This window comes from Xylophilus sp. GOD-11R (assembly GCF_033546935.1).
Taxonomy (GTDB): domain Bacteria; phylum Pseudomonadota; class Gammaproteobacteria; order Burkholderiales; family Burkholderiaceae_C; genus Xylophilus.
The window spans coordinates 1,808,166-1,823,686 of sequence record NZ_CP137854.1 but is presented as its reverse complement, the minus strand read 5'-3'; the positions used below and the strand labels follow the sequence as shown (position 1 = coordinate 1,823,686).

Below are 15,521 nucleotides of genomic sequence, written 5' to 3'. Positions count from 1 at the left end.
TGAAATGCCCAGGTGGCGGAATTGGTAGACGCACTAGTTTCAGGTACTAGCGAGTAACATCGTGGAGGTTCGAGTCCTCTCCTGGGCACCATGAATACCCCGAAAACCCGATAGATTTTGGATCTGTCGGGTTTTTTGTTTTGGAGCTGGTGATTTGCCCGGTAATGTTGCCAATAGCCGGCGGTGTCGCGGCCATGAGCAATATGGCTCGAAGAGGAAAGCGGCGAATTTGTCGGAAAGAATGGCAAACGAGGCGTGCTTGCAGAGGGGCCAAAAGCGGGCGTGGTGCCGACAACCGCAATAGTTTCTGCGCCTGCGCAACCACACTAGGTTCGTGAACACCTTAGCACGTATCGAGAGCCGGTCGCAGAGCCAACCAGAACAAATCCTCACCGGCTCCGGCGGCCGTTTGCCCCTGCCAACTGCGGCTGGCAGCCGCAGCCCGGCAATGCACAAGGCTCAAATGGGCTGCGCCACCAGGTCGTGCCCATCGGTCGCAACGACGCGAGCACGCGTGAACTCGCCGACCCTCAAGGTCTTGCTGGCCTTCTCGGGCGGCAGCAGCCTCACCACACCGTCGATCTCCGGCGCGTCGGCATACGTGCGGCCCACGCCGCCCTTGCGCCCCAGCGCCGGCGCAGAATCGATCAGCACCTGCATCGAAGCGCCGATCCGTCGTCGCAGCCGTTCGGCGGAAACCTCTTCGGCCACCGCCATGAAACGCGAACGGCGTTCTTCACGCACCTCCAGCGGAAGCATGCCCGGGATCTCGTTGGCGACAGCGCCGTCGATCGCGCTGTAGGCGAAGCAGCCCGCACGATCGATGCCGGCCTCACGGACGAAATCGAGCAGGTGCTGGAACTCTTCTTCGGTCTCACCCGGAAACCCGGCGATGAAGGTGCTGCGCACCACCAGTTCCGGACAGGTCTCGCGCCATTGCCGGATGCGATCCAGGTTCCGCTCGCCGCTGGCGGGCCGCTTCATGCGACGCAGCACATCGGGATGGCTGTGCTGGAAGGGCACATCCAGGTAAGGCAGCGCCAGGCCCTGGGCCATCAGCGGAATCACATCGTCCACGCTCGGGTAGGGATAGACGTAATGCAGCCGCACCCAGGCGCCATGCGGCTCGGCTAGTTCCCCGAGCGCCTGCACCAGGTCGAGCATGCGGGTCTTGACCGGCCGGCCTTCGTAAAAGCCCATGCGGTACTTCACGTCGACACCGTAGGCCGACGTATCCTGGCTGATCACCAGCAGCTCCTTCACCCCACCCTCGAACAGCGCCCTGGCCTCCTTGAGCACGTCACCGATCGGGCGCGACACTAGGTCGCCGCGCATCGAAGGGATGATGCAGAAAGTGCAACGGTGGTTGCAGCCCTCGCTGATCTTCAGGTAGGCGTAGTGGCGCGGCGTCAGTTTGACGCCCGCCTCGCCGAATCCACCAGGAATCAGGTCGATGAAAGGGTCGTGCGGCTTCGGCAGGTTCAGGTGGATCGCATCCATCACCTCCTGGGTGGCATGCGGGCCGGTCACCGCCAGCACACTGGGGTGCATCTGCCGCACCAGGTTTTCACCATCGGCACCGCTGCGGGCACCGAGGCAACCGGTCACGATGACCTTGCCGTTGACGGCCAAGGCCTCACCGATGGTGTCGAGGCTTTCGCGCACCGCGTCGTCGATGAACCCGCAGGTGTTAACTACGACGATATCCGCGCCCTCGTAGGTCTTGGAAGTCTGGTAACCCTCGGCACTCAGCTGGGTCAGGATCAGTTCGGAGTCGGTGAGGGCTTTCGGGCAGCCGAGGCTGACAAAGCCTACACGCGGCGGCGTGCTGGAATTGGTTTTCGTGGGGGAAAGGACTTCGCTCATCCGCGTATTGTCCCTTGTGCGGCCTGCCCCGCCAAAACGCGGGCGATCAGCGCTTAAGGCCGAAGGCTTCCAGCATCTGCTCGGTCTGCTTCTGCCACTGCTCCTGCATCTGCAGGAAACTGCTCTTGGACTGCTCGGCGTAATTGCCCAGCAGGCTCTGCATGAGCGGCGGCTGCAGCTTCATGAACTGGGTCCACATCTCCGGCGTGATGCCGGCGGACCGCTCGGTCAGCTTGCTCTGGATATCCGAGAAAGCCTGCATGTTCTTCTCGATGTAGGCGCCCATGAAGCCCTGCATCGCATGTCCGTAGAACCGGATGATGTTGGCCAGCGCCGCCTCACTGAACATCGGCGCACCGCCCGCCTCTTCCTCCAGGATGATCTGGAGCAGGATGCTGCGCGTCAGGTCTTCGCCGGTCTTGGCATCGCGCACCACCAGGAGCACGCTGTCCATGACCAGTTGCCTGACCTCGGCCAGGGTGATGTAGGCCGAGGTCGCGGTGTCGTAGAGCCGGCGGTTCGGATATTTCTTGATGACGCGAACAGCGTCCGGAGCCAGGCCACTGTCCGCAGGTGTGGCCGGATCCGCACCGCCATCTTTATCGTGGTGACCGTCTACCAATTCCGAACCTCCTGCGCCCCGGGACGGGACTGTTGAGCTGCCGGCCATTCTAGGCACCGCTACCGCAGGACCGACCGGAGAATGCCGCCCGGCCGGACCGCAAGAAAACGTTCAACCGCCCTTGCTGGGACGCTTGCCGGGATTCTTCTTGCTGCGGGTGGCGGTGCCGCGTTCCAGGCTGATCTTCTGGCCACGGCCGCCAGTGCGCAGCGAGGTGCCAGGCAGGGCCGGCAGAGGCGGGGTGGCTTTACGATCAGCTTCGGTAACGATCTTGTTGCCCATGACGGGATACTCCTATGAATGAAAACGGGTAACCCGCGATTAGGCCACAGAGCAACCGGGCTCGGATAATGCTCGTCTGATTTCCTCGCGTCCGCCTCCCGCTCCTCCGCGTTCTCTCCATGCATTTTTCTGCCGAGCCTTACACCTCTTCCTCCTGGTTCAGCTGGAGCGCCCTGACCTGGTTCGGCGACAGCGGACTGCTATTGCCCGCAGCAGCGGCGCTGGGACTGGCATTCCTGATCGCCCCGGGCTCGCGAGCCATGGCGGTGCGCTGGGCCATTGCATTCGGCGGCGTCGGCCTACTCACGCTGGTCACCAAGATCGCCTTCATGGGCTGGGGCATCGGCAGCGCCGCCGCCGATTTCACAGGCCTGAGCGGGCATTCGGCGCTTTCCGCGGCCTTCTGGCCCGTCGTGGCCTGGCTGGTCGGTCGCAATCGCCGGCAGCCGATGCGCGGCCTGCTGATCGTCTCGGGCTTCATGTTCGCCGCGGCGATCGGCTTCTCGCGCATCCCCCTCGACGCGCATTCGCCATCCGAAGTGCTGGCGGGCCTGCTGGTGGGCTTCCTCGGCAGCGCCTGGTTCATGAGTCAATCGCGGGAGAGCCGCTCGCCGCTTCGCATCTTCGTTTCTGGCGCCATGGTGTTCGTGGCGGGACTGGTGGTGTTTCAACACGGCCGCCCCGCACCGACCACCCAGCTCATCGAAGTCACCGTGGTGCGACTCCTGGGCGTCACCGAACCCTATACCCGCGCGGATCTCCACACCGGCCGCATCTGAGATCTGGCTCGGATGTCTCCTAAGCCCCAACGCTCGGGGCAATAAGCGCCATTCCAAATTTCTATGAAAAGTCAGCGTTTTGCCGGATAGGGTCCAGCAGAATTTTGGCGTGTAATACACAGACTTATTTCAAGCGTGTGACGGCGTCAGCAGAAACCCTAGTTGGAATCTCACCCCCGGCTCCCCATTCAAGACAACGGTGTCGCTCTTATAACGAAGGAGATTCCATGGCCCCGATCGCCCTTGGCCTCTTAGCCCTTTATGTTCCGTTCGGACTGCTGTTTTTCGGGCTGGCCAATGTTGCGCGGCGGGCTGATTCACTGGACGCCAAAGCGCGAGCCATAGCGCAACAGAACATGCGCCGCCAAAGAGCGGCACGGGCCGGTGGTGTCGGTAACCCACAGGGCGAGGGTCTGGCTGTCGTCTGAAGCCTGGCTGCCTTCCGCCCCTGAGCGCATTCCGAGTTATGTCATGCTCGCGGGAGCATGACCTCCGATACTTACTTCTGCGATACCTACTCCCAACTACTCGCCGGCCAACTCTCCGGCATCAAGCGCCTGGATTTAAGTGGTGGACTGAAAGAATTTCCGCGCGAAATTTTTTCCTTGGCTGATTCCCTGGAAGTCCTGAACCTTTCGGGCAATCAATTGACCGAGCTTCCAGCGGACCTGCACAGGCTGCATAGGCTAAAAGTCATTTTTTGTTCGGACAATCTGTTTTCAGAATTGCCCATCGCGCTGGGTCGATGCCCGTCCCTCGACACCCTCGGATTCAAGGCCAATCAAATTCAATCGGTGGAGGCAGCAGCCCTTCCGGAACGGCTACGCTGGTTGATTTTGACTGACAACGCTTTGGAGGCCCTTCCGACGGAAATTGGAAACCGCCCGGCCCTTCAGAAGCTGATGCTTGCCGGCAATAGGCTGCAGAAACTTCCGGCAGACTTGGCGAAATGCAGCAACCTGGAGTTGGTTCGAATTGCAGCCAATCGATTGACGACGTTTCCAGCTTGTCTGTTGGATTTGCCCAAGTTGGCATGGTTGGCGTTCTCGGGAAACCCCTTCAGCGCTCCGGTGGACGCGAACCAGGCCCCCGCATCGATCATTCCGGAACTAGCGTGGGAATCACTACAACTCGGCAAAGTTCTGGGCGAAGGTGCGTCTGGTGTCATTCACGAAGGTCGGGTCAGGCAGCATGGCAATGGTGGCCAACGAGTAGCGATCAAGATTTTCAAGGGCGACATCACCAGCGACGGCCGGCCGAGCGATGAAATGGACGCCTGCCTCGCCGCAGGAAAACACGCGCATCTCATCGGTGCGCTGGCCAAGATAAGCCACCACCCCCTTGGCTTGCACGGGTTGGTCATGCCGCTCCTCAACGAAACCTACCAAGCCCTTGCCCAGCCGCCCAGTCTCGATTCGTGCACACGGGACATATACGATTCGGGACTGGCCATAAGCGCTGAAAGCGCGGCGAAGATGATCAAGGCGGCATCAGCAGCGCTCACCCACCTTCACAAACAGGGCCTTTCGCACGGTGACCTCTACGCGCACAACCTTTTGGTCGATCCGACCGGAAATGCCTTGCTCAGTGATTTCGGCGCCGCGTCGCGAACTTCCGCCCTCGAACCAGGTGCATTGGCCGCCGTGTTGCGCTTCGAGAACCGAGCGCTTCGGATACTCATCGAAGAAATTACCAGCCGCTGCGCAAACGTCGGCGAACTCAGCGAATTGCTGGCCTAGCCCGCAACTCGAGCCGCGATAGTCACCCAAATTGAAGCGTCGTTCCGCGGTTACCGAAATGTGCCGCTGGACCAACATGGAGCGCGCCAGAAATACCGGGTTGCCGATGATGTATCGCTTGAGCAGGCGAGGTGGCTCCAGCACGAAGCGGAACGCCCATTCGCAACCTATATTTCTCACCCACACGGGCGCACGGCGCACCCTGCCCCCACAAAATCCAGAATGGCGCTGCCACACTCGATCAGGCGCGGCCAATCGGTTATGACCTTGCGTAATTCCGCCGCCATAGGCTCCTGTTTGGGCATGCCCGTTTCAAGCACGATCAGATCAGGGCGCGTTTGCAAGGCAGACGCCGCATACATATCGATGTCGTGGAATTTGTGAATGGAGTCGACCTCCGAAGTACCGCCGAGCGATCCGGCAATGACGTCGCGCGTGCCCCGCAAATTCACCCGCGCTCCAAAAAGCGCAATGCGCCGCCCTCGTCAATTTTGAGGATGCGCTGAATCAGATCGGTCCCATCAAAGTTGCCGTGAATTCTCCAAGTGCACGCTGACGAACGCTACGATCTGCGTAGTCTTCGGATCGGCCAGCTGCGCAAGCAAAGCCTCCATCGAGCTGGTCTGAGAGGCAGTCAGAACGACAAAGCCCTTGATGCGAATGTATGAATCGGGGCAAGAGTTCTGGCTGAGTCAGATAGGGATCTGCAGACCCATGAAAAGGTACACAGCGCATACCGTAGGCCCTCAGAAATTATTGCGAAAGACATGCGCGCCTGTCACCCGTGCCAACAACCAAACTATTTTGGGCAAAGCTCGATCGCCCGGTTGCGCTCGATCGTCAAGGGTCGTGGGCACGCCGACGCGTGTCTTTTGCCACCCTGACCTTCAGGCACTTCCCGCCAAGCGAATCCAGCCTGACGACCGGCTTGGATTCGATCAGATAACGAAATTGGTCATCGAGGGCGATTACGGCGGTTCGCGCGAGAGCTCCTGAGCATTTGGCAAGGCTCGCCAACGGAATATCTGCTTGGGAACAAGCCAATACCCGCGACCCGACAAGGCGTCGCCAACTGCGCACGGCGGGGTGGGATGGGCCGTATTTTGGAGCGCTGGCCAGAAATGAAAAAAGCCTTCCAGATCATGTACCTGGAAGGCTTTAGTACCAATGGTTAGTTGGTAGGCGCGATTGGACTCGAACCAGTTTGCTTGGCTAATCAGGTCACATGCAGTCAGCTCTGCTCCTGCGGAGACGTGTCCATCGCGGACCGGCTCGGGCCACGAAGTTCCCGGGGAAGTTCCCTGGCAGTCTGGATACCTATCCAGTCGATTCGGGAGTCGTCAGCCGCGCCTTTGCCATCAATCGATCCGCCGGAAACTGCCGCATGAAATCAATCGATCGTTCTGCCGGCGCGTCAAGCCACGCGTCGTAGAGCCCGCGCGGCAGGATCGCCACCATGCGTTTGTCCTGCATCTCCGGCGGTCGTTTCGGGTCAGAGCGGTGCAATTCTTTGAAGATGGGGTGACCGTTAGCGTTCAACGTCAGCATGGTGAAGCTGAAAGCCCATCCCCCGTCGGCGCCACTTCGGCGTTCATAAAGCCCGGCAATGCCCAACACTTCGTCATCGGCTCGGGTGATCCGCGTTGCGATGGCCTTGCCGCTTCGCCAATCAGGCTCGTAGATTGCAGTTGCGGGAATAATGCAATGTTGCGCCCAGCGCCATGCGTTTTTGAATGCCGGCTTTTCCGAAACCGTCTCAGATCGAGCGTTGTAGGTGCGCTTGGCCAAGCTCTCATCTTTCGCCCATAGGGGCAACAACCCGAAGTTGCCGGTCAAAACCTCCAGCGGTGGCACGGCATCATCGCCAACGCTTGCATGATCTGAGCGTCGAAGAAAAGGGCCGATGTACCCTGGCCACATATCCGGCTTGTCCCAGGCATCTAGGACTGATGCGGACGGAAATGCGGACTGGAGCAATTTGCGCAGCGGCGCTTCGTAGTGGGAGCACATCTCGTGGATTCTGGCTTTGCCGTCGACGCGCGGCATTGGGCCGGTTTACCTATTGATCGGTTGGGGGCCGCTTCGCAAAATATTGCGCGTGAAAAAATTCAACCCGCCATCCCGTACTCGGCTCCGCAAGGTTTACGGACTTCTTGCACGCATAACGGTCACCAATCGATTTCCTCAGATTGTTTCATCCACCGACGAGGTAGATCTTGTTCGTTCGTATTTCGCCGCCGGGTTGGTGGAAGCTCATTTCGCTCCAGACATACCGGGCTTGCCAACATCTTGGGCCTGTGTAACCGGCATCACGGCAGCTGGCCGTGAAGCAGCCGCACAGATTTCTGCGCACGGCAGGAAGTGAAAGACGATATTGATCAGGTAGGCGGGAGGTCAGCGACCGCGCCGCAATCGCCTTCGCCTACCGGGTCGGCTGCCTCGTTCTCATACGCCTCACCATCCGCGGCAGCCAGCGCCAGCGTTCCAGCGTTGAGCGCTGACTCGTAATCCGGGTAGTCACACTCGGCGTGGCTGTGCGGCTCGAAGGCGAGCGCGTCGTCCGTCGGCTCCATCACCACCCACCGGTAGGTTCCAGGGTCATCCGACAGGATTTGCAGGGCATGGCGCTTCATGGGGTCTCCGATGGTTTCCGCCACTGTATGCGCACCCCAGCACTTCCCGTCACCAGCCGCAACGGCCACCCGCCGGCGCGGCGCGGTTCCACCCAGTACTTCCAAGCCCCCTGCACCCAGATTGCGGTGTAGATGACGCACCCCACTCCGATGCCCCAGTCGCCGGAAAGCCACACGCTGTAGAACCAGAACGGCTGTGACACGAGGCCCACGACGCACGCCCAGCGTTGACGCCGTTCATTGCCCGTTTGCTGGGTAAGCCAGACCGCGAGCGGACTGAGCAGAGCGATGGCGAGTTGGTCGATACGCATTGCTCGATTGTGCCGAAGGACTGTATATTTGAACAGTACCAAACGCAGGAGCTCGCCATGGACCACATCGTCATCGAATCGCCGTACACCGTCAGCCTCGAGGGGGCCGACCCCATACCTATAGAGCATCGGATCCGCGCTGAGTCGCGCTACTCGGCTGCGTTGGAGAAGGCGCTGGGTGGCGCCGATGGTGTGATGGCAGCACATCGTGCTTTTCAGTTGGCCTTCGAGGGCGACGAGCCACCGACCGGCGACGACAAGGCGTTGGCGATGGCTTGGCAGAAGGCGACGAACCTCGCTCAGCAGGCCGGCATGCGAGATCTCGGCGAGGACACCGGCGCCTATTTCGAGATCCGGCTCGCCTGACTGCCCTTCCGCTTCCGTACTGCCTTGATCCATGAGCATCGCTCTGCTGCCGGGCCTCCCGGTCCCTGTTTCCCTGTTGCCGCTCGTCCTGCCGCTGGCCGAATACACCGTCCGCTGCGGCTTCCCCAGCCCGGCCGATGACTTCAACTGCAAGCGCGTCGACCTGACCGAACAGCTGGTGCAGCACCCGCAGGCCACATTTCTGGTGAAAGTCCGCGGCGACTCGATGAAAGAGGCCGGGATCTTCGATGGCGACGTTCTGGTGGTCGACCGGGCGATTCGAGCGGCGCAAGGTCACATTGTGGTGGCCGTGCTCGACGGTGGCGAGTTCACGGTGAAGTACTTGCAGCGGCGCGCCGGGCACATCCGGCTGGTGGCGGCCAATCCGACCTATCCCGACATCGTGCCCCGCGAAGGTCAGACGCTTGAGGTCTGGGGCGTGGTAACGGCCAGCATCAAGCAGTTCCGCCGGTGAGGTGTCCATGGCCGCACCGCTTTTTGCCCTGGTCGATGGGAACAATTTCTACGTGAGCTGCGAGCGGGTATTCCGACCCAGCCTGCGCGAGCGCGCCGTGGTCGTGCTGTCCAACAACGACGGATGCGCGATCGCCCGCAGCAACGAGGCCAAGGCCCTGGGCATCAAGATGGGCACGCCCTACTTCGAGATCCGCGACAAACTCCCTGACGGCGCGATCGTCGCGCTCTCCGCGAACTACGGCCTGTACGGCGACATGAGCAACCGGATGATGAGCCTGGCCGCCGGACTCGGTCCGGAGCAGGAGATTTACAGCATCGACGAGAGCTTCGTCGATGTCGCCGGCGTGCGCGATGTGACGCGGCGAGCCCGCGCGGTGCGCGGCCGCATACTCGACTGGATCGGCATCCCTTGCGGCATCGGCATCGCCGGCACCAAAACCCTGGCCAAGCTCGCAAATCACGTCGCCAAGACCGCAGAACGCAAGCCCGGCAGCTACCCGGTCGAGTTCGCCCAGGTCGCCAACCTGGCCGCCCTACCCGCCTCGGACATGGACGCGGTGCTGCAGGCCACCGAGCTGGGAGACATTTGGGGCATCGGTCGGCGCATCGGCGCGCAGCTGCAGGCAGATGGCCTGGTGACCGCGCTCGACGTGGCCCGCATGGACGCGGCGATGGTCCGCGCGCGCTGGGGCGTGGTGCTGGAGCGCACCGTGCGCGAGCTGCAGGGCACGCCCTGTGTCGACATGGAAGCGGTGGCGCCGAACAAGAAGGAAATCGCCAGTACCCGCAGTTTCGGCCGGCCGGTGACGCGGCTACAGGATCTGACCGAGGCCGTGACCGAGTTCGCGCAGCGCGCCGCGGAGAAACTGCGCCGGCAGAACAGCCTGGCCGGCCAGGTCAGCGTCTTCGTGCACACCAGCCCCTTCCGCCGGCAGGACAAGCAATACAGCCGAGCGATCATGGTGCCGCTGCGCAAGGCCACGGCGGACACCGGGCTGCTGGTGCAGGCGGCCGTGCGCGGCATGGAGGCGATTTACCGGCCGGGCTACAACATGTCCAAGGCCGGCGTGCACCTGCTCGACCTGCAGGACGGCACCGTAGAACAGGGCGAGCTGGAGCTCGACGATGGCGTCGAGGACCGCGGCGGTCTGATGAAGGCAGTCGACGTGCTCAATCAGCGCTACGGCCGGGGCACCGTGGCAATGGCCAGCGCCGGCCTGGACGGCAGCCGCCGGCGATGGGTTATGAAGGCCGAGCGCCGCACGCCCGACTACACGACCTGCTGGGACAGCATGCCGCTGGTGATCGCATGAAGAAACGCACCCGCGAAGAGGTGTTCGCCGCCATCGGCGCCGCGATGGCCGAGACGCGTGGCCGCACGCTGGACAAGATCGACCACGAGGCCGATGCGGCCGTCACCGCAGCCCGGCGGCTGGTGTCGATCACGCTGCAGGATTACACGCCCTACCCGGGTGCCGAACCAGGGGATGCGGAGTGGCGATATCGGCTCGCGTTGGAACGCGCGCTGCACGGGCCGCTGGCGGTGCCCGGCGCGCTTCGGGCCTTCAGCTTGGCGCAGGACAGCAGCGCCGACGAGCTGACCGAATCGGAGCGCGCGCTGGCCGAGGCCTGGATTTCGGCCACCGCGAAAGCCCGGGCCGAGGGCATGCGTGGGCTGGCCGATTCGCACACAGCATGGTTCGAAGTTCGCTCGGTTCGACCTGTTGCGCCACCTACTGCCGTGGCCGTCAAACAAATGCCGCCCGCACAACCGGATCTCTTCCACTAACCGGCGACTCAGGCCTGGCAGGTGCGTGCTATTTGGTCCTGCGCCACTGCCACGGCGGCACAGGATCGCGATCGGCCCACAAGCCTGCGCGGACACGTCGAGCCTCCTGCTCCACGATCGCCAAGCCCCCATAGCCCTGGCCGTACCGCGTGTAGTACCAGGCCATGCCCGCCCTCACCTGATTTTCCGCCGCATCTTGGTCGCGGCATTTCACGTCAGCAACGGTGCGCCCGTATCGATCCTTGGACCGCACGCGGATCTCGGCTTCCTGCAAGTTGCATAGGTCGGCCAGATACTGACGCGAGACCTCACCGAAGGGCTGGCGCCGCTCAGGCGCGTCGATCGCAGCTATGCGCACCTTGACCTGCTGGTAGGCGCCGGGCTCGCCGCAGCGAGCAGTGAGGGTGTCGCCGTCGGCGATGCCGACGACGAGACAAAGGAGGATAGCCCCTATCACGGTGTCATTTGCGGATTGCGTTACGCAGGATGGTTAGCCAATCTACCGGCCAGAAAGCGCAAATACAGAAATGCTTGCGCCGCTTTCTTGGCGCGTACCAATTCTACAGCGTGCTTTTTCGGCGATATTTATTTAACGCGAGAATCGGCGAATCTGAAATCTTGCTTCAAATCGGGAGGTGTACTGCTCGGCGTAGTCAACTATCTTCTTTTTCTTCGATAAGACCGGCTTCTCTATTACCCACCAAGAAAAAGCCGCATACACAAGGCCAAAAACCATTGCAAAAAAGAAATTCAAATACCAAACTCTATGTTCTGGAAAGAGAAGGCTGTAAGTTTGTTGTATTGGAAAGGCGAACAAATACAGACCATATGAATAATCGCCAGAAAAAAGGAAACTTTTTTTCGCGGGATTCATCATTCCAAGATAAACAACGATGTACGCCGCAAAGCCTGCTGCCAGATATACAGTCTGATAACCTACAGTTGTGAGTATTAGCCCAGCCAAGCAGGCACATGCAATCTGCCAATTTAACCGCACTCGATCTGCGTATAGGTTGATGCAAAGGCCAACCAAAAAAGCTGCAATGAGTGATCGGGGCAATGGTGCATTATTGGCCCACCCATGGTCGTATTCAAAAAAAGCGGATACGGTTCCCGCCAAAATGACTGCAGCAGTGATACCAACTACCGCCGCCCGCCGTTTAATAACTCCAGAAAGCCACAAGCAAATCAATGCCAAATAACACTCAAGTTCATAAGGAACAGTCCACAACGAAATGTTCACGAACTTAGCCGCAGGATTATCAAGAAAAACACCCGGCAGGAAAAATCTTATATGACCGACTATATTTGCGAAGTATGCATAAAAGGTTTTGCTTGAAAAGTATTCCGATAGTGGGAGCACAGTTAGCACCGGCCCCAACAGTAATGCGGAAAGCAAAATCTCAATGGCTAACGCTGGCACCAGCCTGACCGCTCTTAGCGTCACAAACGAGGTGACACTCGGGTTTTTCTTCAAGCTGCCAGCGACGAGAAATCCGCTTAACGCAAAAAACATCAAAAGAATGGGCGCAAAAAAAACTCTGTGCCAGTCAGCCCAAATATATGAATTACTCGAGTGCCCATAGCTCGCAAGGAAGCTGTGCTGAAACACCACTGCGCATGCCAAGCCTATTCGGAGATAGTCAAAACCAGTGGTGAAGCCCCCGATTGATTTGTACCGCGACGATATGGTTTCGGGATGAGCCAAAGAAGTAACTTCGTTCAATTTCTGCATGTAATTAACGCAAATAAAGAAGCGTACTCACACAATAATAATGTGGGAAATCAAACTCTTTTGTTTAATGCTGCGGCTGATCCAAATCAGACTTTTCATACCGACCCCTCCACATTTGATCGATTGGACCGTCTTCTTTGACATACCGGATCAAATTGCGCAACAAAACTGAGAATCGATTAGTGGGCGGAGCTGGCGGGTGCTCAGGCAAGGTCTTGCTGTTGAGATAACCGAGCGCCTCATGATTAAAAGATTCTTCGTGCATAAGAGTTTTCGAGAGCGCCAGCAGCAAGATCAGTAGACGATGTCAAAGGTGACATTGTATGTAAGTTGTTAGAAAAGTTGTCAGCAATGTAGCCAAAACAACAAGTCGGTAACATTTTTCCCGGGAAACTAGAGCTGTGGCGCTCTGGGAGGTTCAAAAATCGCTGGCTTCGGCTGCTCAACTGGGCTGAAGAGCGCCCGGTCCGCATCGATCACCGCGCCCTGTAGCGCTACTTCGGCGTCTCGGCGTTCAAGAGCTGCACGGAGTTCTGCGACCACACCGACGCCTTCTGCAAGCTGTCGGTCGAGGGCCGTCGATCGATCTGCAAGATGACTGCAGGCAGCGGCCCCGGATTCGGCTTGCGCCCGATAACTGGCGGCTCGATCGTTGGCGCTGTCGAGCAGCCGGCGAGTGCGAGCAAGGTCAGCGCTGAAATCGACAGCGCGAGCAGGAGCGGCCTGGGTGAAGTCATCGGAGGCTTTCTGGATAGACGTGTGGTGGACCGCTTCCTTGCCAGCGGTGCGGTCGGAGTCAGCGGCATAGGCGACGGACCGCGCCGCCGTGCCCTTGGCGGCGGCCGCCTCCAGCTGCGCGATATCCCTTTCGGCATTGCTCAGCCGCAGCGTTTGGACGCTGGCTATGGCGATCAGCCCACCGACGATGCAAAGCCAGGCAGTCGCTGATACCTTGACGATGAGCGACAGCGGGCTCATGCAGACGCCTTAGCTGCGGTGAACGCCTTCGCCAGCTTCACGTCGTACTGGTTCTTGGCGTAGTCGGGCCCGTTGTAGAGCCGCGCAAAGGTGGTCCAGTCCTGAGCGCGGATCGCTCGCGCAAGCCCCGGGTTGGCCAGGATGAATTCAACGAACGCATCGAGCTGCGCCGACTCGCTGTCGTGCATAGCATTGATGAACGACTGCAGCGACCCGAACCCGCAAGAAGGGAAGTTGAAGCCCATGATCTGGAACTTTCCCCAGCTGGCCGACCGCAGCGCTGCGTCACGGTTCAGCGCCACGGCTCGCTGCAGCCGGTCATGTTGCGACGACTCCAAGCCATACCCGCCCGGCTTGACGTTGCTGAGGTCTGGCGCCGCCGCGTCGAATCTGCCGCCTGTCAGGCGATGGAAGACGTGACCTTCGAACAGGATCCGCACTTGGCCGTCATCCTGAAAGCCACCGCCAGGAGCTTCGACGATGCATACCGCCTTGACCGCCGGCACGGCGCAGCCAAGTGCCGCTGCAGCCAGCGCGAAGTCCGTTTCTGAAAGCGGGTAGCGCGTCATGGCGCACCTCGCTCGTCGGAGCCAATGCCCAGGCGCACCAGCAGGCGCAGGAACAGCCCTTTCGCCAGCTGCTGCACGCCTGTGCTGACCAGGCGGATGAAGTCCCGCCGCGCCCAGCCCGCGCACAGCACACCAGCGAAGGCGATGCCGTCAGGCACGTCCACCTTGAAGCTCTCGACCACGATGACGCCTACGAAGAAGATCGCACCGTTAATTGCTGCGATACCGATGTCCTTCACCGTGCGCTGCAGGACATTGGTCAGCACGAACTGGTCGGTGAGCAAAGCCACCAGCGTGGGACCGGTACCGCCGACGATGGCGATGCCGCACGTCGTGCCGAGGCTTGCCCAGTCGAATTGCTGGATGTACTGCACCTGGGTCAGGGCATAGGCCGCATGGGGCCAGAGCAGCGCAACAGAAGTCAGCCACAGCGGCAGGACCGCCAAGCCGATCCGGCGGGTTTTGAGCGAAATCATTCCAAGCGCTCCCACTTCAGATCCGTGTTCAGGATGACTCCGATAAGGAAGCCGGCCACGATGGAGAAAAGCCCGTTGCCCATGAACTGCAGGGTCAGGGCGGTGTCTTTGAAGGGGATGGAGCCGTAGGCCAGGCCGGCGCTTCCGAGCGCGTTGAAGTACGCGCCGAACACCGCCACCTTTGCGCTCACCCGGTTGAAGCGCCAGTGAGGCCAACCGATCACCGCCACCAGGCGCGGAATCGGCAGCACCAGGCCCAGGGCAAAAAGCCAGACGATGCCGTGCGGCCAGCCCGCCTGCCGCGCGGCTTGATAGACCATGGTCTGCTCGCTGAACAGCGTCAGCGCACCACCCTTGTACGCGTTCCACATAACGCCGCCCAGGCCCAGGGCCAGGGCAATGCGCAGCACAATGTGAAGATCCGCCAGCCGGGCGGCCATGTGGTCAGGCGGCTGGGTAGGCTCGCCCGCTGCGGGGTACATGCCGAGCATCATGGTCAGAGCTTTCCAGCCGCCGCGAAGAGCGCATCGAGGTCAGCATCTGACAACCCCAGCGCCTCGGATACCTGCGCCAGGAGCGGCCAGTCGCGATCAACGCTCGTTGCGTGCTCCCACTTGTTGCGGGCCTTCAGACCTTCGACGCCAGGAATTGCATTGATTGCCGCTTCGACCTGCTCCAGCAGGCCGGCGTCGATAAGGGCTTCGCGCGCCTGGCTAGGCGTGACGGAGCGCGGCACCGAAGCTTCGTCGGGCTCGGGCGCCGGCGCAGGCTCGGCCTCGTTGCCCTCCTCGACCCACGCGAGGTAGGCCAGGTAGTCGGCGTTCCCCTCTGCCACAGGGACAAAATAGCCATCGGTGGTGCGCAGGATGATGCCCGGGACTGCGGTAAGTTGGTACATG

At 60.7% G+C, this 15,521-nt stretch carries 22 protein-coding genes and 1 tRNA gene; 9 read left to right on the top strand and 14 right to left on the bottom strand.

Features of this window, described 5'->3' with window-relative positions; translation table 11 throughout:
- Window positions 1–6: 6 nt before the first annotated feature.
- Window positions 7–91 (top strand) — tRNA-Leu (locus R9X41_RS08560).
- 368 nt (window positions 92–459) lie between these two features.
- Here the strand turns inward: R9X41_RS08560 and rimO are convergent.
- The 3 genes from rimO to R9X41_RS08545 form a co-directional block, all read right to left on the bottom strand.
- Complete coding sequence (gene rimO / locus R9X41_RS08555; RefSeq protein ID WP_318634450.1) at window positions 460–1,866, bottom strand: 30S ribosomal protein S12 methylthiotransferase RimO; 1,407 nt, start codon at window positions 1,864–1,866, stop codon at window positions 460–462.
- A gap of 46 nt (window positions 1,867–1,912) precedes the next feature.
- Window positions 1,913–2,488 (bottom strand): polyhydroxyalkanoate synthesis repressor PhaR, encoded by a 576-nt coding sequence (gene phaR, locus R9X41_RS08550; RefSeq protein WP_412556673.1) that lies wholly within the window; start codon window positions 2,486–2,488, stop codon window positions 1,913–1,915.
- 111 nt (window positions 2,489–2,599) lie between these two features.
- Window positions 2,600–2,770 carry a hypothetical protein gene (locus R9X41_RS08545; RefSeq protein WP_318634449.1) on the bottom strand — a complete coding sequence of 57 codons (171 nt, stop codon included), beginning with the start codon at window positions 2,768–2,770 and terminating at the stop codon, window positions 2,600–2,602.
- Window positions 2,771–2,889: 119 nt separating this feature from the next.
- Between R9X41_RS08545 and R9X41_RS08540 the strand changes: the two genes are divergently transcribed.
- The 3 genes from R9X41_RS08540 (at window position 2,890) to R9X41_RS08530 (ending at window position 5,288) form a co-directional block, all read left to right on the top strand.
- Window positions 2,890–3,549: a phosphatase PAP2 family protein gene (locus tag R9X41_RS08540; RefSeq protein WP_318634448.1), complete on the top strand. Its 660-nt coding sequence runs from the start codon at window positions 2,890–2,892 to the stop codon at window positions 3,547–3,549.
- 227 nt (window positions 3,550–3,776) lie between these two features.
- Window positions 3,777–3,977, top strand: a complete 201-nt coding sequence (locus R9X41_RS08535) for a hypothetical protein (protein ID WP_318634447.1) — start codon at window positions 3,777–3,779, stop codon at window positions 3,975–3,977.
- 57 nt (window positions 3,978–4,034) lie between these two features.
- Window positions 4,035–5,288 (top strand): leucine-rich repeat-containing protein kinase family protein, encoded by a 1,254-nt coding sequence (locus tag R9X41_RS08530; RefSeq protein WP_318634446.1) that lies wholly within the window; start codon window positions 4,035–4,037, stop codon window positions 5,286–5,288.
- Between the two features lie 176 nt (window positions 5,289–5,464).
- Here the strand turns inward: R9X41_RS08530 and R9X41_RS08525 are convergent, their stop codons facing one another.
- Complete coding sequence (locus tag R9X41_RS08525; RefSeq protein ID WP_318634445.1) at window positions 5,465–5,740, bottom strand: hypothetical protein; 276 nt, start codon at window positions 5,738–5,740, stop codon at window positions 5,465–5,467.
- An 865-nt stretch (window positions 5,741–6,605) separates the two neighbouring features.
- Window positions 6,606–7,334, bottom strand: coding sequence for an SOS response-associated peptidase (locus R9X41_RS08520; protein WP_318634444.1), 729 nt, complete (start codon window positions 7,332–7,334; stop codon window positions 6,606–6,608).
- Between the two features lie 52 nt (window positions 7,335–7,386).
- Between R9X41_RS08520 and R9X41_RS08515 the strand changes: the two genes are divergently transcribed.
- Complete coding sequence (locus R9X41_RS08515) at window positions 7,387–7,653, top strand: hypothetical protein (protein ID WP_318634443.1); 267 nt, start codon at window positions 7,387–7,389, stop codon at window positions 7,651–7,653.
- 13 nt (window positions 7,654–7,666) lie between these two features.
- Here the strand turns inward: R9X41_RS08515 and R9X41_RS08510 are convergent, their stop codons facing one another.
- A complete protein-coding gene (locus R9X41_RS08510) occupies window positions 7,667–7,921 on the bottom strand; it encodes a hypothetical protein (protein ID WP_318634442.1) in 255 nt (84 codons plus the stop codon).
- A complete protein-coding gene (locus R9X41_RS08505; RefSeq protein ID WP_318634441.1) occupies window positions 7,918–8,232 on the bottom strand; it encodes a hypothetical protein in 315 nt (104 codons plus the stop codon). Before R9X41_RS08505 ends, R9X41_RS08510 begins: the two co-directional genes overlap by 4 nt.
- Before the next feature lie 57 nt (window positions 8,233–8,289).
- Between R9X41_RS08505 and R9X41_RS08500 the strand changes: the two genes are divergently transcribed.
- Genes R9X41_RS08500 through R9X41_RS08485 form a run of 4 tightly spaced genes read left to right on the top strand, consistent with a single transcriptional unit; the run spans window position 8,290 to window position 10,864 of the window.
- Window positions 8,290–8,598, top strand: a complete 309-nt coding sequence (locus R9X41_RS08500) for a hypothetical protein (RefSeq protein ID WP_318634440.1) — start codon at window positions 8,290–8,292, stop codon at window positions 8,596–8,598.
- 31 nt (window positions 8,599–8,629) lie between these two features.
- Window positions 8,630–9,073, top strand: coding sequence for a LexA family protein (locus tag R9X41_RS08495; RefSeq protein WP_318634439.1), 444 nt, complete (start codon window positions 8,630–8,632; stop codon window positions 9,071–9,073).
- 7 nt (window positions 9,074–9,080) lie between these two features.
- Window positions 9,081–10,388, top strand: coding sequence for a Y-family DNA polymerase (locus R9X41_RS08490; protein WP_318634438.1), 1,308 nt, complete (start codon window positions 9,081–9,083; stop codon window positions 10,386–10,388).
- Complete coding sequence (locus R9X41_RS08485; protein ID WP_318634437.1) at window positions 10,385–10,864, top strand: hypothetical protein; 480 nt, start codon at window positions 10,385–10,387, stop codon at window positions 10,862–10,864. Before R9X41_RS08490 ends, R9X41_RS08485 begins: the two co-directional genes overlap by 4 nt.
- Window positions 10,865–10,892: 28 nt before the next feature.
- Here R9X41_RS08485 and R9X41_RS08480 read toward each other — a convergent pair whose 3' ends face one another.
- The 7 genes from R9X41_RS08480 to R9X41_RS08450 all read right to left on the bottom strand — a co-directional run bounded on the left by R9X41_RS08480 (window position 10,893) and on the right by R9X41_RS08450 (window position 15,520).
- The gene (locus R9X41_RS08480) at window positions 10,893–11,321 is read right to left on the bottom strand and encodes a thermonuclease family protein (protein ID WP_318634436.1); all 429 of its coding nucleotides are present in this window, start codon (window positions 11,319–11,321) and stop codon (window positions 10,893–10,895) included.
- A gap of 132 nt (window positions 11,322–11,453) precedes the next feature.
- Window positions 11,454–12,599 carry an acyltransferase family protein gene (locus R9X41_RS08475; RefSeq protein WP_318634435.1) on the bottom strand — a complete coding sequence of 382 codons (1,146 nt, stop codon included), beginning with the start codon at window positions 12,597–12,599 and terminating at the stop codon, window positions 11,454–11,456.
- 393 nt (window positions 12,600–12,992) lie between these two features.
- Window positions 12,993–13,577 carry a hypothetical protein gene (locus tag R9X41_RS08470; protein ID WP_318634434.1) on the bottom strand — a complete coding sequence of 195 codons (585 nt, stop codon included), beginning with the start codon at window positions 13,575–13,577 and terminating at the stop codon, window positions 12,993–12,995.
- Window positions 13,574–14,146, bottom strand: coding sequence for an N-acetylmuramidase family protein (locus tag R9X41_RS08465; RefSeq protein WP_318634433.1), 573 nt, complete (start codon window positions 14,144–14,146; stop codon window positions 13,574–13,576). Before R9X41_RS08465 ends, R9X41_RS08470 begins: the two co-directional genes overlap by 4 nt.
- Window positions 14,143–14,622, bottom strand: coding sequence for a hypothetical protein (locus R9X41_RS08460; RefSeq protein WP_318634432.1), 480 nt, complete (start codon window positions 14,620–14,622; stop codon window positions 14,143–14,145). The genes R9X41_RS08465 and R9X41_RS08460 overlap by 4 nt, the downstream gene beginning before the upstream one ends.
- Complete coding sequence (locus R9X41_RS08455) at window positions 14,619–15,116, bottom strand: hypothetical protein (RefSeq protein WP_318634431.1); 498 nt, start codon at window positions 15,114–15,116, stop codon at window positions 14,619–14,621. The genes R9X41_RS08460 and R9X41_RS08455 overlap by 4 nt, the downstream gene beginning before the upstream one ends.
- A 2-nt stretch (window positions 15,117–15,118) precedes the next feature.
- A complete protein-coding gene (locus tag R9X41_RS08450; protein WP_318634430.1) occupies window positions 15,119–15,520 on the bottom strand; it encodes a hypothetical protein in 402 nt (133 codons plus the stop codon).
- Between the last annotated feature and the right edge of the window lies 1 nt (window position 15,521).

What these genes read in the sequence shown, in the direction of transcription:
- rimO (WP_318634450.1), bottom strand. Translation starts at nt 1,866, where the DNA reads ATGAGCGAAGTCCTTTCCCCCACGAAAACCAATTCCAGCACGCCGCCG.
- R9X41_RS08545 (WP_318634449.1), bottom strand. Translation starts at nt 2,770, where the DNA reads ATGGGCAACAAGATCGTTACCGAAGCTGATCGTAAAGCCACCCCGCCT.
- R9X41_RS08540 (WP_318634448.1), top strand. Translation starts at nt 2,890, where the DNA reads ATGCATTTTTCTGCCGAGCCTTACACCTCTTCCTCCTGGTTCAGCTGG.
- R9X41_RS08535 (WP_318634447.1), top strand. Translation starts at nt 3,777, where the DNA reads ATGGCCCCGATCGCCCTTGGCCTCTTAGCCCTTTATGTTCCGTTCGGA.
- R9X41_RS08530 (WP_318634446.1), top strand. Translation starts at nt 4,035, where the DNA reads ATGACCTCCGATACTTACTTCTGCGATACCTACTCCCAACTACTCGCC.
- R9X41_RS08520 (WP_318634444.1), bottom strand. Translation starts at nt 7,334, where the DNA reads ATGCCGCGCGTCGACGGCAAAGCCAGAATCCACGAGATGTGCTCCCAC.
- R9X41_RS08510 (WP_318634442.1), bottom strand. Translation starts at nt 7,921, where the DNA reads ATGAAGCGCCATGCCCTGCAAATCCTGTCGGATGACCCTGGAACCTAC.
- R9X41_RS08505 (WP_318634441.1), bottom strand. Translation starts at nt 8,232, where the DNA reads ATGCGTATCGACCAACTCGCCATCGCTCTGCTCAGTCCGCTCGCGGTC.
- R9X41_RS08500 (WP_318634440.1), top strand. Translation starts at nt 8,290, where the DNA reads ATGGACCACATCGTCATCGAATCGCCGTACACCGTCAGCCTCGAGGGG.
- R9X41_RS08495 (WP_318634439.1), top strand. Translation starts at nt 8,630, where the DNA reads ATGAGCATCGCTCTGCTGCCGGGCCTCCCGGTCCCTGTTTCCCTGTTG.
- R9X41_RS08490 (WP_318634438.1), top strand. Translation starts at nt 9,081, where the DNA reads ATGGCCGCACCGCTTTTTGCCCTGGTCGATGGGAACAATTTCTACGTG.
- R9X41_RS08485 (WP_318634437.1), top strand. Translation starts at nt 10,385, where the DNA reads ATGAAGAAACGCACCCGCGAAGAGGTGTTCGCCGCCATCGGCGCCGCG.
- R9X41_RS08475 (WP_318634435.1), bottom strand. Translation starts at nt 12,599, where the DNA reads ATGCAGAAATTGAACGAAGTTACTTCTTTGGCTCATCCCGAAACCATA.
- R9X41_RS08470 (WP_318634434.1), bottom strand. Translation starts at nt 13,577, where the DNA reads ATGAGCCCGCTGTCGCTCATCGTCAAGGTATCAGCGACTGCCTGGCTT.
- R9X41_RS08465 (WP_318634433.1), bottom strand. Translation starts at nt 14,146, where the DNA reads ATGACGCGCTACCCGCTTTCAGAAACGGACTTCGCGCTGGCTGCAGCG.
- R9X41_RS08460 (WP_318634432.1), bottom strand. Translation starts at nt 14,622, where the DNA reads ATGATTTCGCTCAAAACCCGCCGGATCGGCTTGGCGGTCCTGCCGCTG.
- R9X41_RS08455 (WP_318634431.1), bottom strand. Translation starts at nt 15,116, where the DNA reads ATGATGCTCGGCATGTACCCCGCAGCGGGCGAGCCTACCCAGCCGCCT.
- R9X41_RS08450 (WP_318634430.1), bottom strand. Translation starts at nt 15,520, where the DNA reads ATGTACCAACTTACCGCAGTCCCGGGCATCATCCTGCGCACCACCGAT.